The following is a 15,677-nucleotide window of genomic DNA, read 5'->3' on the forward strand; positions in this document are numbered from 1 at the left end:
ATTTGCTATATATTTTCTGATGGATTATCCCACGCAGTAATTTCATCTAAATATGGCCTTAGTTCTTTTATATCACTTGGATTAAATACTGGGTCCTTGCCCTGTTTTAATTGCTTTTGATAGTCATAATAAGTAGCGACCGCACATCTACCAATTACCATCAAGATAAATAGATTTATAATAGCCATTATCCCCATAAAAATATCGCCTGTATTCCAAACTATAGAAAAGTCTCCTATTGATCCTAAAAATACAAAGCTTAGTACCATAAACCTATAAATAGCTAGCTCTTTTTTACCTAAATTCATGGATAATATATTATTTTCTCCATAATAGTAATTACCTATTATAGAAGAAAAAGAAAACATCAGCACACAAAAAGTTAGGAAATGTTGGGCCCATGGACCTATTTCTGTAGCCAAGGCTGCTTGAGTTATGTCAAGGCCTTGTAAGTTAGGATTCAAATAAACTTCCTCTCCTGCTAGGATAATTACAAAGGCTGTTGCTGAACAAATTAAAATACTATCAAGGTATACGCCAAGAGCTTGGATAAGCCCTTGCTTAGCTGGGTGGGAAACATCTGCAACCGCTGATGCATTTGGTACAGCACCCATACCGGCTTCATTTGAAAACAAGCCACGCTTTACCCCATTTAAAATTGCAGTTCCAAAAAGACCGCCAAAGCCTGCCTTTAAATTAAAAGCATCTTCAAATATTATAGTAAACATAACTGGGACTTTTGTAATATTCGTAATTAAAACAAATATTACAAGGCCTATATAAGCTATAGCCATAACTGGTACTACAAGAGAAGTAATCTCTGAAATTCTTTTTATCCCACCAAATATAACAAAACCAACAACAACCATAACAATAAGGCCAAGTATCCACGGACTTGTACTAAATGAATTTGCAAATCCTGATGCAATAGTATTTGATTGCATGGCATTGAACATAAAACCATAAACTATACATATAATTATAGAAAATAATTTTGCTAGATGGGGTCTCTTCATTGTTTTATTTATGTAAAAAGCTGGTCCACCCTTAAAGGCTCCGTCTTCACTTTCTTCTTTAAAAATTTGTCCTAAGGTATTTTCTACAAAGGCAGATGCCCCACCTATAAGAGCTGTAATCCACATCCAAAATATGGATCCAGGCCCTCCTACAGAAATTGCTGCTGCAACTCCAACTACATTTCCTGTTCCAATGTGACTAGCTGCAGAAATAGTAAAGGCCTTAAAGGGCGAGATTGCATTTTCATCCTTAGGTTTTGCAGTAATAAGATTTTTGGCATGGCCAATATTTGTTATCTGTCCAGCCTTTATTTTGAAGGTAAAATAAATACCTAGTCCCAGTAATAGGGGAATGAGTATCCATGTGTAAAGTAAGTCACCAGCTAAGCTGGTAAGTTTTCCAAAAGTTTCCATAATTCTCTCCTAAATTCACCTATCTTACGCTTTTCTAAAATAGATTGTTAACAATTTACAATGTTTAAAATAGATTAGCCTATATTATATCAATAAGTTTTATAAAAATACAAGCACAAATTTATTTTAACCTAAGTCTTCGCTATGTAATCTTTTATCTAAAATGAGCGGGATTTTTAACAAATAAAAAACTCACAAAGACAAAAGTTTTCGTGAGTTTTTTATTATTTAATATTAACCTGCAATACTAAATGTATCATCATACATCAATGATAAGGATGGGATAACCAATCCACCTAATATATTTGCCACTAGAATTATAAAGAAATTTCTAAGGGCCATAAGGTTAAATTCTCCTGCTAAAAAGAAGAAAAAACTATCCGCGATACTATGTTCAAATCCTGATAATACGAATGTCATAATTGAAATAAATATTGCTAAGTATTTACCTACTTGATAGCGATTATATTTAAACTGATGAACTGCATTTGTAACAAACATATTACAGAAAAACGCCAATATAAATAACGATTGTGGCGTATCATTTAATTTTACACCTGTTTTTAGCTGGGCTTGTTGAATCAAAGCTGGTCCAAATCTTGTTTGGCGCATAAGCATAGCTATTGCAAAGGTTCCTATCAAATTTCCTATTAGAGCTATAAATAATTTTTTAGTGTACTCTTTTTTATCATAGTAGAAAAGATATCCTACCATTCCTGTAAATAAACTATATTGTAAACTTAAGATTATAAAAAGAGCTCCAGCAAATAAAAATGCTCCTAGATAAGGGTTGTCTACAGATAATAAAACTGTTCCACCAAAGCCAACCATTACACCACCCATGATGGCATAAATTATTGATTTGTGGTCATAAGTTCTTTTACGAGATGTGCTCATATATTTCCTCTATTTCTTCTTGTGACCTATTTTCTTCTATAAATAGGCCTTTAATATTATTTTTATAAGGGCCGTCTTCTACTTTTATATTACTATTTAAATATTCTACCACATATCTAACTGTAGCTGCCACCCCATTTTTAAGTGCGTTTTCATCTAAATCAAACATGGTACTATGCAAGGCTGCACCTGAACCTAACTCTTCATTTTTTATTCCAAGCATTAAATAAAGTCCTGGCCATTGGGCAGTGTAAACTGCAAATGAATCTGAGCCCATGGAAGGTTGTGCGGTTACAACAAATTCATCTCCCAGCTCATCTCTCATTACCTCTTTAGCAAAATCTGCTAATTTTTCATCATTTATAATTGGAAAATGTGGTCTTGTATAAGAATTAAAAACTACCCTGCAATTATGGGCTTTTACTTTATTAATTATTAGTTGTTGAAATTCTCTATAAAATTTATAGCCAACTTCTTTTCTATCAAAAAATCTCACACTTCCCTTAAACCTAAGTTTGTCAGGGATTTGGTTAAATTGATTACCCATTTCCACTACTCCTATAGAATAGGTCATAGGTTCAAATGGGGAAAATTTATTCATACGAAGTGATTTTAACTCATTATAAATGTCTACAAAACAATCTAGGGGATTGTTTGCCTTATAAGGGCGAGACCCGTGGCCACTTTCTCCCTTGATTGTTATATCAAACATCATTGATCCAGCATTTATCCCGCCAGATTTGATGGCCATTACTCCAGAATCATAATCTGGAGCAACGTGGATGGCAAAGCTAGTATCTATATCTATTTCATTTTTACCCAAATATGCCATTAAATATTTATAATTAGCTCCTGTTTCTTCACCACGTTCAAAGCAAAATATAACTCTTCCTGCAAAATCATCCCTGTTTTCATATAAAATTCTAGCTGATGTAAGGGCCATAGATGTATGTCCATCATGACCGCAAGCATGCATAACGCCAAAATTTTTACTTTTTACAAGACGTTCGTTTTTTAAATTTTTGTCAGGCTCTATAAATGGTAAAGCATCTAAATCTGCCCTGATTATAATAGTTTTTGGATCATCAGACTCTTTATTTCCTTCTATAAGTCCTAGGATGCCACCATTTTCTATTTCTACATAGTCGATACCAATTTTTTCTAGTTCATCTTCTACAAGTTTTACTGTTTGGTCTTCTAGGCTAGATAACTCGGGATTTTCGTGCATCCTACGTCTGATATTTACTGTATAATCAAAAAGTTCTTCGGCTTTCTTTTTATACATTATTTATACATTCCTAATTTTTCTGCTAATTCATCTATTTGATCAATTAGTGAACCTATAAAGGCAACTGTTTCAGAAATTGGTTTTGTAGTTGTCATATCAACTCCAGCAGCACTTGCAAGTTCTATCGGACTTACTGATCCACCAAGTTTTAGAACTTCTATCCAATTTTCACGGTCTTTGTCCGTTCCATTTACAATTTTATCTGAAATGATTGTTCCTACAGAAAGTCCAGCTGAATAAGTGTAAGGATAAAGTCCCATGTAATAGTGTGGTTGGCGCATCCAAGTTAGCTCTGCTCCCTCTACTAATTTTACAGAATCTCCCCAAAATTCTTCTAATTTTTCAGTAAATAATTGGTTTAAATCATCTGTGCTTAGATTTTCACCAGCTTCTACTTTTCTATAAACTTCACGTTGGAAAGCTGCTTCTATAAAGTGAGTTACAAAATTATGGTAGTAAGTTTTTGAAATCATGGTTGATAAAACCCAAAGTTTTTCACGGTCATCTTTGGCTTTATTTAATAAAAATCTTTCCATAGTGATTTCATTAGCAGTTGATGGTGCTTCTACAAAGTACATGGACATATCGTTGTTTAAGGCATTTTGAGTATTATTTGAATAGTAAAATTGTCCAGCATGACCTAATTCGTGAGCTAAAGTCATTACTTGACTCATTTTATTATTGTAAGTTGTCATTATAAATGGATGTGATCCATAAGGTCCTGCTGCAAAGGCTCCAGTTCTTTTTCCAATATTTTGCGCATAGTCTATCCATCTTTCATCAAAGGCACGGTTTAAAACTTCTACGTATTCTTCGCCAAGATTTGAAAGCCCTTCTACAATATATTCACGAGCTTGGTCAATAGAAACTTCTGGTTCATATTCTGGATCTATAGAAAGTTTTAAGTCAGCATAAGTCATTTCATCTAGACTGTAGATTTTTTGAATGATTTTTGCATACTTTCTCATATGAGGAGCCAGTTCTGCCATAATTGTGTCGATGTGGTTATCATAAATTTCTTTATCTATATCTTGGCGGGATAATAAATAGTCAAAAACCGAATCATAACCTCTAATATCTGATAGGCGTTTTTCATTTTCCACGTGAGTTACATAAACAGATGCATCTGAGTTTTGGTATTTTCTTAAAACATCGTGGTATCTTTTAAAAGCATCACGGCGCAAATCATCCCTAGGGTCAGCTTCTAAAAACTCTTCAAAAGTATTGTGGTTTAAAATTATTTTTTCACCATCATATTCAAAATCTTCAAAGGCCATATCTCCATAGCGGATATCAGCATAAGATTTATATGGAGCATCAAAGGTTGGCACAAGATTTGCCAAAACTTTTTCTGTTTCATCAGAAAGTAAATATTTTGAATTAGCAATTACTCTTTCTAGGTAATATTTATATTCTGGATGGTTCTTTTTAGCTTCTTCTAGTAAATTTGTATCTGTTTTTGCAAGCATTGATTCAAAAAAGCTTAGATTTGCATCAATTTTACTCATTTCATTTACAAAATTTGCAAATCTTTTCATAACTTTTCCATCAGTTGTATCAACCTCTGTTGTAATACTTGCAAAAGTTGCTAGCCTATCAGTTAAGGCTCTAATCTCACCGTAGGCTTCTAGGGCCTCATAGATTTGATCAGCTGAATTTAAAGATTTATATTTATTTGTAAAATCATCTGATAGACTCTTTAGCTCATCTAAGCTATCTAGGAAAACTTCATCATTTTCAAAAAGTTCTTCTATAGCCCAAGTTTCATTTATATTAACTTCATGTCTATTTTTCATGATTACCTTCCTTAATAATTATTTATACATTTATATGTATTTTATTTTACCCTAAAAATGCTAAAGGTATAATGACATAAGGAGGATATTATGAATAAAAGAATAGAAAACTTTGCAAAACTTGCAGTGGAATTTGGTGTAAATGTCAAAGCTGGTGAAGATGTAATAATCAATGCTCCAGTAGAGAACCCAGATTTAGCAAGACTTATAACCAAAGCAGCCTATGAAAAAGGTGCTAGAAATGTATCAATTGATTGGCGCGATGATGCTATTACAAGATTAACTTATGAAAATCAAGACCAAGAAACTCTAAACGAAGTTCCAGATTGGAAAATAGAAAAATTAAGATATCAAATAGCCAATAAAAAATCAAATAGAATTTCAATCTATGCTGAGGACCCAGACCTACTAAACGGCCTAGATGAGGCTAAAATCTCAGAAGCTATCAAGGAAAATTCTATAAAAACCAAAGAATTTGTAAAATACTCCATGAATGATATAGTAAGTTGGCTAGTAATCTCAGTTCCAACAAAAAAATGGGCAGCAAAGGTATTTCCAGATTTAAGCGAAGATGAAGCCTACAACAAATTATGGGAAACCATCTTAGATGTCAGCCGTGTAGAAGAAACTTGGGAAGAAACCAAGTCAAATTGGACAAAACACATTGAAACTCTAAACGAAAAAGCAACTTATTTGAACGACCACCAATTTGATAAAGTTCATTACGAATCTAAAAATGGTACAGACCTTTGGGTAAAACTTCCAAAAGACCATATTTGGACATCAGCAGGATCCAAAAATGAAAAAGGCGATCCATTTATTCCAAATATGCCAACAGAAGAAGTATTTACAGCTCCCCAATATGATGGCGTAGACGGAACACTTTTTGCAAGCAAACCATTAGTTTACAACGGCGTAGTCATAGATGAATTTAATTTTACTTTTGAAAATGGAAAAGTAATAGACTTTGATGCTAAAAAAGGCAAGGACACACTAGCAAAAATGCTAGAAAGTGATGAAGGTAGTAAGTATTTAGGAGAAATTGCCCTAGTGCCTTTTGATAGCCCAATTAGCAATTCAAATATATTATTTTTTAACACCCTATTTGACGAAAACGCCTCCTGCCACTTTGCTTTAGGAAAAGCATATCCAACATGTGTAGTAGGTGGAGCAGATCTTAAAGATGACGAATTAAACAATCGTGGAATAAATGATTCCCTAATCCACGAAGACTTTATGGTGGGAACAAGTGATTTAAAAATCACTGGCTACAAAGATGATAAAGAGTTTCCAATCTTTGAAAACGGAAATTGGGCAGTATAAGATTTTATAATATAAATGGCTTAGATAATACTCTAAGCCATTTTTTATATGCAGATTTTCATGGATTTGTTATACTTATTTATAGATATTTTATTAAAAGATAAAAATTTATATACTTAGGGGGTAAGGAAAATGACAAGTGAAAGTGACATAAAAATTATAGGAAGAAAAACTGATGAAAAGCTAAAAGATAATAACGATGCTTTAGAAAAAACCGCTCAAATTCTATTGGATGAGGGCTTGGTAAAAGATTCTTACATAGAGGCGATAAAGGAGCGAGAAAAAGCTTTCCCAACAGCTTTAGAATTTGAAAACTACTCCATAGCCATACCTCACACTGACCCATATCATGTCAACTCAGAAGCTATGGTAGTTAATATTCTAGAAAAATCTGTTAAATTTGAACAAATGGCTACTGAAGGACTTTATACAGATGTAGATATAATTGTTATGCTTGCTATAAAAAATAAAGAAAAGCAAGTCCCATACCTTAAAGCACTTATAGAAACATTCCAAGATAAAGAAAAGGTTAACACATTATTAGAAAGTGAAAATAATGATATAATAGAGGAAAGATTTAAAAATTATTTAAAGGAGAGTATATAAAATGAAAAAAATCTTAGCAGCATGTGGAGCAGGAATAGCAACATCAACAACAGTAATTTCAAAGATTAAAAATCTTTTGGATGAAAACGGCTATCAAAACCAATATTCTATCAAGCAAATCAAGGTAAGTGAAGCTCCAGGCTTATCTAGTGATGCGGACTTTTTAATATCTACTACTGCAAAACCTAGCAACCTAGAATGCGATTTTGTATCTGGCATTCCTTTTTTAACAGGTATGGGCAAAGAAGCTGTTGAAAAAGAAATCCTAGATTTAATGGAAAAATAAGGAATAAAATATGACCTATGTAGTTGGATTTTTTGACTGGCTCCAAGGACTTGGAGTCTCTGTATTTATGCCTCTTGTAATCCTTATTTTGGGTTTAATCTTTGGGCTAGGTTTTTCAAAGAGTTTAAAAGCAGGACTTACAGTTGGTATTGGCTTTGTCGGGCTAAACCTTGTTATCAACGAATTACTAGGTACTTCCCTATCTCCAGCTGTGCAAACCATGGTGGAAAAATATAATTTAGCCCTATCTGTAATAGATGTAGGTTGGCCAGCAGCTGCAGCCATTGCTCTAGGATCTAGGATAGGGGTTTTAATCATACCACTAGGAGTTGCTGTCAATTTTATTATGCTTCTAACAAATACAACCCAAACTCTAAATGTAGACATCTGGAACTACTGGCACTTTGCCTTTACTGGAGCATTAGCAGCCATTTATACAGGAAGTTTTGCTGTTGGTATAATTACTGCAATTATAAATATGATTATTATAATGGTTTTAGCAGATATTACTGCTGGTAAGGTTGAAGAATCTCTAGGCATACCTGGCGTATCTCTACCTCATGGTTTTTCTACTTCTTATGCACCAATTGCTATGGCTTTTAACTGGCTAATAGATAAAATTCCAGGAGTTCGTGATATTGATTTTAATTTTGAAAATTTAAGAGAAAAAATTGGTATCCTGGGAGAGCCAATGATGATAGGTACTATAATTGGTGTAGCCATCGGAATAGTTGCAGGCTATGACCTTTCTGGTATCTTAGGCCTTGGAATTTCTCTTGGAGCAGTTTTAGTTTTAATTCCAAAAATGGCAGCCATGCTTATGGAAGGACTTGAGCCAATTAGTGAGGCTGCTGGGGAATTTATCAAAAAGCGTTTTTCAAACAGGGGAAAAATGTATATTGGTCTTGACTCAGCAATAGGAGTTGGCCACCCAGTAACCTTGACTGTTGCTTATTTACTAATGCCTCTTGCCCTAATCCTTGCAATAGTGTTACCAGGCAATAAGGTGATGCCATTTACAGACTTATCAGTACTACCATTTATGATTCTTTTAATAGCGCCAATTGTAAATAATAATGGTTTTAGAACCTTATTAATAGGTATAATTTTTCTAGTATTCGGTTTATACATATCAACAGATCTTGCTCCACTCATAACCCAAGCGGCTATGGATGTTGGCTTTCAAATGCCAGATGGAGCTAATATGATATCCTGTTTAAGTGATGGAGCAGGACCTTTGACATGGCTTTTGGTAAATATAAATCATTTTGGCATCCTAGGTATAGTACTTGCATCTATACTTGCAATTATTCTAGCTATTTGGAATAGAAAAAGAATTATAAAAGAAGCTAGCTTATTAGAAAATAATTAATTATGTGCTTTAATTATAAACCCAAAAATTATAACTTTGATATTAATATAATGGGATATATTTACCTAATCTTTGCTATTATATCTTCGTTTTTAATTATAAATCAGATTTATATAATTCTTGCTATCTTGGCCTTTATAGTTTCTATTTATAATTTTTATAATAGAATCATAGGCAAGAAACATCCCTATAAGATATGTTTTAACCAAGATTCTATAGAATTTTATGCCAAAGATAAGATAGATAGCTTTGATTATGAAGAAATAAAAAAATTCTACTTAAAGCAATATTCAATAGACGTTGAAACTTACCTGTGGATTCAAACTATTGATAATCAAAAAAATAAGTTTTATATTAACTTATCCAAATTTGAAAATAATAAAGAATTGCTAGACGAGTTACTTAAATTAAAAACTAACTAACAAAAAACCAGCCCTAGTGAGGGCTGGTTTTATTTTCATATTTTAGCCATTGTAAGCTTCTTCATCTACAAATAAATATACATTTGGATGTAGGTGAAGGAAACTTGCTGGGAATTCTGGATAGATTGTATCTTCTTCTAATAGTCTTTTTACAGCTTCATGTTTATTTTTACCACTTGCCATTACTACTAGAGTTTTTGCATCAAAGGCATCGGCCATTCCCATTGATACTGCATATTTTGGCACGTCATCTTCACTTTCAAAGAAACGTGAATTCGCTTTAATTGTTTCATCTGTTAGTTTGATAATAGATGTTCTTTGGTTTAGTTTTTGATCTGGCTCGTTAAAGGCTAAGTGGCCATTTGGTCCTATACCTAAAATTTGAACATCACGTGGACCAAAGTCATCTAGTAATTGGTCGTATTCTTTGGCATATTTTTCATCTGCTTCTGGGGCAAAAGGCAAGTGAGTTTTACTTTTGTCGATGTCAACGTGGTTAAATAACCTGTCATTCATAAAATATTGGTATGACTGGTCATTGTCTTTATCAATGCCTACATACTCATCAAGGTTTACAGAACTTGCATATTTAAAGCCAATTTCACCATCTTTATTTGCTTTTATTAAATTTTTATATAAACCTTCTGGTGTAGATCCTGTTGCTAGGCCAAATTTTAATTGTGGTTTATCTTGCATTAGGCTTATTACGAAGTCTGCTGCTTTTCTACTCATTTCATCATAGTCTTTGCTTACTATTACTCTCATTTTTCCCCCTAAATATTAATTTTCTAATTAATATTTTGATACTCTGCTACAATTTTGTCAAATAATTTTTCGCGTTCCGCTTTTTTTATACCCGTATATTTTTCGATTGCTTTTTCAATTGAATTTTGATTTATAAATTCTTTGATTTCAAGAGCCTTATCATCGCTTTGCTCATCGTATTTAAAAGCATAGGCGATGGCTTTGGCAAGATTATCAAATGGCATATCATTGTCGTAAGCTTTGATAGCAGGTGCTACTAGTCTATCTTTTTCTCCTAGTTTTCTAACTGGATCACGCCCCACTCTCTCAATTGTATCGTGGGATGCTGTTTTTATAAATCTATTTAGTTTGCTTTCTTTAAAGCTTTCTAACTCATCTTTATCTAGGCCATATTCTTTGATTAAAACATTACCTGATTCTGTCATAAGATTTTTTACATCTCTAAGGATATTTTCATATTCAAAGGCTTCATTCATCATTGTATAGCCTTTATTATAACCAAAGTAACTTGTTGCAGCATGAGCTCCATTTACTAGAACTAGAAGGATAGGTACGCTTTTAGGTCGTGGTTATACTTACGAAAAAGCTATGGAAGAATTAGCTGGAGTAACTTTAGAGTCAGTTGTCATTGCCAAAAGAATGGGAGAAGCTATTACAGTTTTAGCTGATAAAGGAGAGGTGGAAAAAGACCAGTTCCCACTTTTAATGCATATCTATGACATAATTGCCAATGGTGCTAAGTTAAATATTCCATGGGATAAATTTAACCAAGAAGACTTAGATAACTAAGTTAAAAGAGGAAGAAATGGAAAAAACACAAGTAAATACAAAAAAATCTTCTGGATTTCAAGCTAGATTTCAGAAGTTTGGGGGCTACCTGTCGAGGATGGTAATTCCAAACATCGGTGCTTTTATAGCCTTTGGTCTTATCACAGCAATTTTCTTAGAAACTGGCTGTCATCCAAATGAAAGAATAGCCCAATTAATAGACCCACTTTTAAAAAGCCTTTTACCAATCCTAATAGGTTATTCTGGTGGAGAGCTTGTCCATGGTAAAAGAGGGGCTGTCGCAGGAGCTCTGGCTACTTTTGGTCTAACAGTAGGTTCTGATGTAGCAATGTTTTTAGGAGCTATGATTATAGGTCCATTAGGTGGATGGATTATCAAAAAATTTGACCAAGCTATAGATGGCAAGGTAAGAGAAGGTTTTGAAATGATAGTAGATAACTTCTCCCTTGGTATTATAGGTGGGATTTTTTGTATCCTATCATTTTTATTTATAGAGCCAATTATGGAAACTATAACTGCAGGCCTTGCAAGTGGTGTGATCTGGGTAATGGACCATAAATTACTTCCTTTATCAGCAATTTTTATAGAGCCTGCCAGAGTTTTATTTTTAAATAACGTAATCGACCATGGGATACTTGCTCCAATCGGCCTAGAACAAGTAGCAAGCCAAGGTTTTTCACCATTATTTATGATTATTCCAAATCCAGGGATCGGTCTTGGAATCTTACTTGCTTATTGGTTTTTTGGTAAAGGAGAGATGAAAGAAGCAGTACCAGGAGCTTTAATCATCCACTTTTTTGGAGGAATCCACGAAATATTTTTCCCATATGTATTAGCAAATCCACTTTTAATCCTAGCTGATATTGCAGGTGGTATTGCAGCAATCATTACCATGCAAATTACAAATTATGGACCAGTATATACTCCATCACCTGGATCTATTATTTCAGTTATTGCTATGACTCAAAAAGGAAAATATATAGGAGCATTCCTCACAGTTGGTGTCAGCGCCTTAGTAACCTTCCTTGTAGCATCTATCTTTGTAAAAAGATATTATAAGGGTTATGTAGAAGAAGCACCTAGTGGAGCGGGTGTATTTAATATCAATAAAATAGAAAATAATGGTACTATAAGCGGTCCAATTAAGAAAATAGTTGTAGCATGTGATGCTGGCATGGGATCCTCAGCTATGAGTGCGTCATCTCTTAGAAAGAAATTAAAAGAAGCAGGCTATAATATAGAAGTAGTTCACACAGCCCTACAAGATATACCAAATGATGCAGATATTGTAGTAACTCACAAAGAACTTACAAATCTTGCTATGAAAGCAAAACCAGAAAAATATCATATGTCTATCTCCTCCTACATAAACCCACCAGAATTTGCTGATGTGGTAGATGTAGTTAGAAAAAATAATGACGGGGTCCAAAAAACTGTCTCAGAACAAGAGATTACAAGTTATCAAACAAAAGATATAGATACTGCTAAAAATACAAATGAAGTCCTAGCCTTAGAAAACATCATAATCACTGATGATATAAAAACTCGTACTGAGGCTCTAGAAATTATTAATGACCACTTTGTAGCAGGTGGCTATGCTACAAAAAGATATCTTGAAGGCATGATAAAAAAAGAAAAAGAATTTGATACAAATATAGGCAACGGCCTAGCTATCCCACATGGATCAGTTGATTATAAAGACGAAATCTTAAAAACAGGGCTAGTAGTCCTAGTCTGCAAAAATGGTATCAAATGGAATGATGAAGATGTTAATTTAATTATAGGTATAGCAGGTAAAGGCGACGAACATCTAGATGTACTTGCTAAGCTTGCAACAGAATTTGATACAAAAGAAAAGGTTGATCAATTTATAGCCCTTAATGATAGGGTCAAAATGAAAAACATCCTAGAAAATACTGAAAATTAAATATTAGTTTACAAATAAAAAAGCAAACCAATAAGGTTTGCTTTTTGTTATTTATTTTAGTAGTTAAATCTTGCTAGTTCGAAGTAGTCTTGTGGGTGAGCACATGCTGGACAGATTTTTGGTGCTTCTTTTCCTTCATATAGGAATCCACAGTTACCACACATCCAAACAACTTCTTCGTCTTTTTTGAATACTTTATCATTTTCGATATTAGCTTTTAGTGCTTTGTATCTTTCTCTGTGAGCTTCTTCTACTTTTGCGATGTTTCTAAATGCGCTTGCGATTTCTGGGAAACCTTCTTCTTCAGCAACATCTGCAAATGATGGATACATATTTTCTGCTTCATCATTTTCTCCATCGATAGCACCTTGAAGGTTTGTAACAGTATCGTGCCATACTACTGGCCATTTTGTATAGTTTTCGTTTAATTCGATATCTTCTAATTTGTATTCTTCTCTTAAAAATTTAAAGAATCTTGCAGCGTGTTCTCTTTCATTCATAGCTGTTTCTTCAAAAATTCTTGAGATTTGAACGTATCCTTCTTTTTTAGCAACTTTTGCTGCTAATGTATATCTCATATTTGCTTGGCTTTCACCAACAAATGATGTTATTAAATTTTGTGCTGTTTTTGTTCCTTTTACTGACATATGTATATCCTCCTGGAATTATATTTTTTATGTACTTTCTATAATGATTATATAATTAGAAACAATCTTTGTCAAATTTTATATAAAATAATTTAGTTAAGTAAATAATGATTATCATTATTAAATGATTTATCTCACTAAACTAAAACCTCTCTAAGATCAGAGAGGTTTTAATTATCGCCAGATATTTGCTGGATATTCTTTATTTTTTAACATTTCTTGAAATTCTTCTTGGGCTGGCACTAAGTCTTCCTTATAGGTAATTCCTATCCACTTATCATTGGTTGGAAGGATAGTCACATCTGCCTTATTTTCTTCTAAAATTTTAGCTATCATTTCTGGTAGAACATATTCTGCTGTACTTAAGTTTTCTTTATTTTCTTCCAAATACTTTTCAAAGTATTTTTCACACATATCTAAAAATTCAGGAAAAGTCGCCCACATATTCATAGAAACTATGGTATCTAAGTTTAATAAATCACTAGCTAGATTTTCTTTGCTGGATATTTTGCCATCTTCTCCTAGTGTTATTTCGTGGGTTTCTATTATTTTTACTAGTTTATTTTCTTCATTACCTACAGAAACTCCACGGGTTACGCTACCATTGTCTGATAGGGTATTTTTTAGTTTATAGCCTGCCATAGCAATCTGAAGCTTATCTGGTGTTTGATTTTCTGGGTTATTTAAAAACTCATAAAAGTCTTTAAATACTTGTTTACCATAATAATCATCTGCATTTATTATTAAAAATGGCTCATCTACCAATTCTTTGGCAGCTAAGACTGCATGGACTGTCCCCCATGGCTTAGTGCGATCTGCTGGTACTTGATAATCTTTAGGTAAATCTAGGGTCTGATAGGCATAGTCTACTTCGATTATTTTTGAAATCCTATCACCAATTACTTCTTTAAAATCTTTTTCTATGTCTGGTCTTATAATAAAAACAACTTTATCAAAACCAGCTTCTTTGGCATCATAGATAGAATAATCGATAATGGTATAGCCATTGTCATCCATTTTTGCAAGCTGCTTAATCCCTGCTCCATACCTTGATCCTATACCCGCTGCCATAACTACTAATGTGGTTTTCATATTTTTTCCTTTCCTTCATAGCCTTGAGGATTCATTTTTTGCCATCTCCAAGTATCCTGGCACATCCTGTCAATATCGTATTTTGCCTGCCAATCTAATACTTTTTTGGCCTTGGAGGCATCTGCAAAGGACTTATCTATATCACCTTCTCGTCTGCCCTCTATTTTATAAGGGATTTTTCTGCCAATTACTTTTTCAAAGGCTTTTATAACATCTAAAACAGAGTATCCTCTGCCAGTAGCAAGGTTTACTATCTCAACTCCAGCTAATTTCTCAATATTTTCCACAGCTTTTACATGGCCACGGGCTAGGTCTACTACATGAATATAGTCTCTTACTCCTGTACCATCATGAGTTTTATAATCATCACCAAAAACGTGGACACAATCAAGCTCACCCACTGCCACTTGAGAAATATAAGGCAGCAAGTTATTTGGAATCCCTTGTGGGTCTTCCCCAATCAATCCTGACTTGTGAGCTCCTATTGGATTAAAATATCTTAGCAAAACAACTTTAAAATCTGGATCTGCTGTATGTAGGTCTGTCATTATTTGCTCCATAAAAGACTTACTCCATCCATATGGATTGGTACAAAATCCCTTTGGAACATCCTCTGTAATTGGAGTTTTTTCTGGATCGCCATAAACAGTTGCTGATGAGCTAAAAATGATATTTTTGCACCCTACTTCTTCCATGGCATTTAATAAACTTAGGGTACCTGTAATATTGTTGTGGTAGTATTTTAGAGGATTTTTGACAGATTCTCCAACAGCCTTTAGGGCTGCAAAATGTATTACAATATCTATTTTTTCATCTATCAAAACTTTTTTCAAAAATTCTGTATCAAGTATATCAGCCTTATAGAAAGTAAGCTTTTTGCCAGTTATTTCCTCTACCCTATCTAGGGCTATCTTTGAAGAATTGGATAGGTTATCATAAACAATTACATCATAGCCATTTTCTAAAAGCTCAACGCCTGTATGACTACCAATATATCCTGCTCCTCCAGTTAATAAAACTCGTTTTTTCATAAATTC

General features: G+C 33.5%; 16 protein-coding genes. 7 read left to right on the forward strand and 9 right to left on the reverse strand.

The window, feature by feature from the left end:
* Nucleotides 1–5 precede the first annotated feature (5 nt).
* From AB9Q04_RS02550 to pepF, 4 genes are all read right to left on the reverse strand, one after another.
* On the reverse strand, nucleotides 6–1,430 hold the full coding sequence (locus tag AB9Q04_RS02550; protein WP_410023813.1) for an alanine/glycine:cation symporter family protein: 1,425 nt from the start codon (nucleotides 1,428–1,430) through the stop codon (nucleotides 6–8).
* A gap of 234 nt (nucleotides 1,431–1,664) precedes the next feature.
* Complete coding sequence (locus AB9Q04_RS02555) at nucleotides 1,665–2,327, reverse strand: formate/nitrite transporter family protein (protein WP_410023814.1); 663 nt, start codon at nucleotides 2,325–2,327, stop codon at nucleotides 1,665–1,667.
* On the reverse strand, nucleotides 2,311–3,612 hold the full coding sequence (locus AB9Q04_RS02560; protein ID WP_410023815.1) for a M20 metallopeptidase family protein: 1,302 nt from the start codon (nucleotides 3,610–3,612) through the stop codon (nucleotides 2,311–2,313). Before AB9Q04_RS02560 ends, AB9Q04_RS02555 begins: the two co-directional genes overlap by 17 nt.
* The gene (gene pepF / locus AB9Q04_RS02565) at nucleotides 3,612–5,411 is read right to left on the reverse strand and encodes an oligoendopeptidase F (RefSeq protein WP_410023816.1); all 1,800 of its coding nucleotides are present in this window, start codon (nucleotides 5,409–5,411) and stop codon (nucleotides 3,612–3,614) included. Before pepF ends, AB9Q04_RS02560 begins: the two co-directional genes overlap by 1 nt.
* Before the next feature lie 90 nt (nucleotides 5,412–5,501).
* Here pepF and AB9Q04_RS02570 point away from each other — a divergent pair, with 90 nt between their 5' ends.
* The 5 genes from AB9Q04_RS02570 to AB9Q04_RS02590 all read left to right on the forward strand — a co-directional run bounded on the left by AB9Q04_RS02570 (nucleotide 5,502) and on the right by AB9Q04_RS02590 (nucleotide 9,420).
* A complete protein-coding gene (locus AB9Q04_RS02570) occupies nucleotides 5,502–6,734 on the forward strand; it encodes an aminopeptidase (RefSeq protein WP_410023817.1) in 1,233 nt (410 codons plus the stop codon).
* Between the two features lie 132 nt (nucleotides 6,735–6,866).
* A complete protein-coding gene (locus AB9Q04_RS02575; protein WP_410023818.1) occupies nucleotides 6,867–7,340 on the forward strand; it encodes a PTS sugar transporter subunit IIA in 474 nt (157 codons plus the stop codon).
* 1 nt (nucleotide 7,341) lies between these two features.
* Entirely contained in the window at nucleotides 7,342–7,626 is a 285-nt protein-coding gene (locus AB9Q04_RS02580) for a PTS sugar transporter subunit IIB (RefSeq protein WP_410023819.1), read from the forward strand.
* A gap of 10 nt (nucleotides 7,627–7,636) precedes the next feature.
* A complete protein-coding gene (locus tag AB9Q04_RS02585; protein ID WP_410023820.1) occupies nucleotides 7,637–8,998 on the forward strand; it encodes a PTS galactitol transporter subunit IIC in 1,362 nt (453 codons plus the stop codon).
* Between the two features lie 50 nt (nucleotides 8,999–9,048).
* A complete protein-coding gene (locus AB9Q04_RS02590) occupies nucleotides 9,049–9,420 on the forward strand; it encodes a hypothetical protein (RefSeq protein ID WP_410023821.1) in 372 nt (123 codons plus the stop codon).
* A gap of 42 nt (nucleotides 9,421–9,462) precedes the next feature.
* On the opposite strand, the gene nagB is transcribed toward AB9Q04_RS02590, so the two are convergent.
* Together nagB and AB9Q04_RS02600 are read right to left on the reverse strand one after the other, a co-directional pair.
* Nucleotides 9,463–10,185 carry a glucosamine-6-phosphate deaminase gene (gene nagB, locus AB9Q04_RS02595; RefSeq protein WP_410023822.1) on the reverse strand — a complete coding sequence of 241 codons (723 nt, stop codon included), beginning with the start codon at nucleotides 10,183–10,185 and terminating at the stop codon, nucleotides 9,463–9,465.
* Between the two features lie 23 nt (nucleotides 10,186–10,208).
* Nucleotides 10,209–10,733, reverse strand: a complete 525-nt coding sequence (locus AB9Q04_RS02600; RefSeq protein ID WP_410023923.1) for a mannitol dehydrogenase family protein — start codon at nucleotides 10,731–10,733, stop codon at nucleotides 10,209–10,211.
* Between the two features lie 40 nt (nucleotides 10,734–10,773).
* On the opposite strand from AB9Q04_RS02600, the gene AB9Q04_RS02605 reads away from it, so the two are divergent.
* On the forward strand, nucleotides 10,774–10,974 hold the full coding sequence (locus AB9Q04_RS02605; RefSeq protein WP_410023823.1) for a hypothetical protein: 201 nt from the start codon (nucleotides 10,774–10,776) through the stop codon (nucleotides 10,972–10,974).
* Nucleotides 10,975–10,990: 16 nt separating this feature from the next.
* A complete protein-coding gene (locus AB9Q04_RS02610) occupies nucleotides 10,991–12,901 on the forward strand; it encodes a PTS mannitol transporter subunit IICBA (RefSeq protein WP_410023824.1) in 1,911 nt (636 codons plus the stop codon).
* Nucleotides 12,902–12,957: 56 nt separating this feature from the next.
* Here the strand turns inward: AB9Q04_RS02610 and rbr are convergent, their stop codons facing one another.
* The 3 genes from rbr to galE form a co-directional block, all read right to left on the reverse strand.
* Nucleotides 12,958–13,548, reverse strand: coding sequence for a rubrerythrin (rbr, locus tag AB9Q04_RS02615; protein ID WP_410023825.1), 591 nt, complete (start codon nucleotides 13,546–13,548; stop codon nucleotides 12,958–12,960).
* Nucleotides 13,549–13,722: 174 nt separating this feature from the next.
* A complete protein-coding gene (locus AB9Q04_RS02620) occupies nucleotides 13,723–14,640 on the reverse strand; it encodes a sugar phosphate nucleotidyltransferase (RefSeq protein WP_410023826.1) in 918 nt (305 codons plus the stop codon).
* Nucleotides 14,637–15,671 (reverse strand): UDP-glucose 4-epimerase GalE, encoded by a 1,035-nt coding sequence (gene galE / locus AB9Q04_RS02625; protein ID WP_410023827.1) that lies wholly within the window; start codon nucleotides 15,669–15,671, stop codon nucleotides 14,637–14,639. The genes AB9Q04_RS02620 and galE overlap by 4 nt, the downstream gene beginning before the upstream one ends.
* Between the last annotated feature and the right edge of the window lie 6 nt (nucleotides 15,672–15,677).

The sequence above is a fragment of the Anaerococcus groningensis genome, from assembly GCF_046365465.1.
In the GTDB taxonomy this organism is placed as follows: Bacteria; Bacillota; Clostridia; order Tissierellales; family Peptoniphilaceae; genus Anaerococcus; species Anaerococcus groningensis.

Excerpts from the sequence above, each read along its gene's own strand:
- AB9Q04_RS02610 (WP_410023824.1), top strand. The coding sequence starts at position 10,991 with ATGGAAAAAACACAAGTAAATACAAAAAAATCTTCTGGATTTCAAGCT.
- AB9Q04_RS02585 (WP_410023820.1), top strand. The coding sequence starts at position 7,637 with ATGACCTATGTAGTTGGATTTTTTGACTGGCTCCAAGGACTTGGAGTC.
- pepF (WP_410023816.1), bottom strand. The coding sequence starts at position 5,411 with ATGAAAAATAGACATGAAGTTAATATAAATGAAACTTGGGCTATAGAA.
- AB9Q04_RS02580 (WP_410023819.1), top strand. The coding sequence starts at position 7,342 with ATGAAAAAAATCTTAGCAGCATGTGGAGCAGGAATAGCAACATCAACA.
- AB9Q04_RS02560 (WP_410023815.1), bottom strand. The coding sequence starts at position 3,612 with ATGTATAAAAAGAAAGCCGAAGAACTTTTTGATTATACAGTAAATATC.
- AB9Q04_RS02605 (WP_410023823.1), top strand. The coding sequence starts at position 10,774 with ATGGAAGAATTAGCTGGAGTAACTTTAGAGTCAGTTGTCATTGCCAAA.
- rbr (WP_410023825.1), bottom strand. The coding sequence starts at position 13,548 with ATGTCAGTAAAAGGAACAAAAACAGCACAAAATTTAATAACATCATTT.
- AB9Q04_RS02590 (WP_410023821.1), top strand. The coding sequence starts at position 9,049 with ATGGGATATATTTACCTAATCTTTGCTATTATATCTTCGTTTTTAATT.
- AB9Q04_RS02555 (WP_410023814.1), bottom strand. The coding sequence starts at position 2,327 with ATGAGCACATCTCGTAAAAGAACTTATGACCACAAATCAATAATTTAT.
- nagB (WP_410023822.1), bottom strand. The coding sequence starts at position 10,185 with ATGAGAGTAATAGTAAGCAAAGACTATGATGAAATGAGTAGAAAAGCA.
- AB9Q04_RS02575 (WP_410023818.1), top strand. The coding sequence starts at position 6,867 with ATGACAAGTGAAAGTGACATAAAAATTATAGGAAGAAAAACTGATGAA.
- AB9Q04_RS02550 (WP_410023813.1), bottom strand. The coding sequence starts at position 1,430 with ATGGAAACTTTTGGAAAACTTACCAGCTTAGCTGGTGACTTACTTTAC.
- AB9Q04_RS02620 (WP_410023826.1), bottom strand. The coding sequence starts at position 14,640 with ATGAAAACCACATTAGTAGTTATGGCAGCGGGTATAGGATCAAGGTAT.
- AB9Q04_RS02570 (WP_410023817.1), top strand. The coding sequence starts at position 5,502 with ATGAATAAAAGAATAGAAAACTTTGCAAAACTTGCAGTGGAATTTGGT.
- galE (WP_410023827.1), bottom strand. The coding sequence starts at position 15,671 with ATGAAAAAACGAGTTTTATTAACTGGAGGAGCAGGATATATTGGTAGT.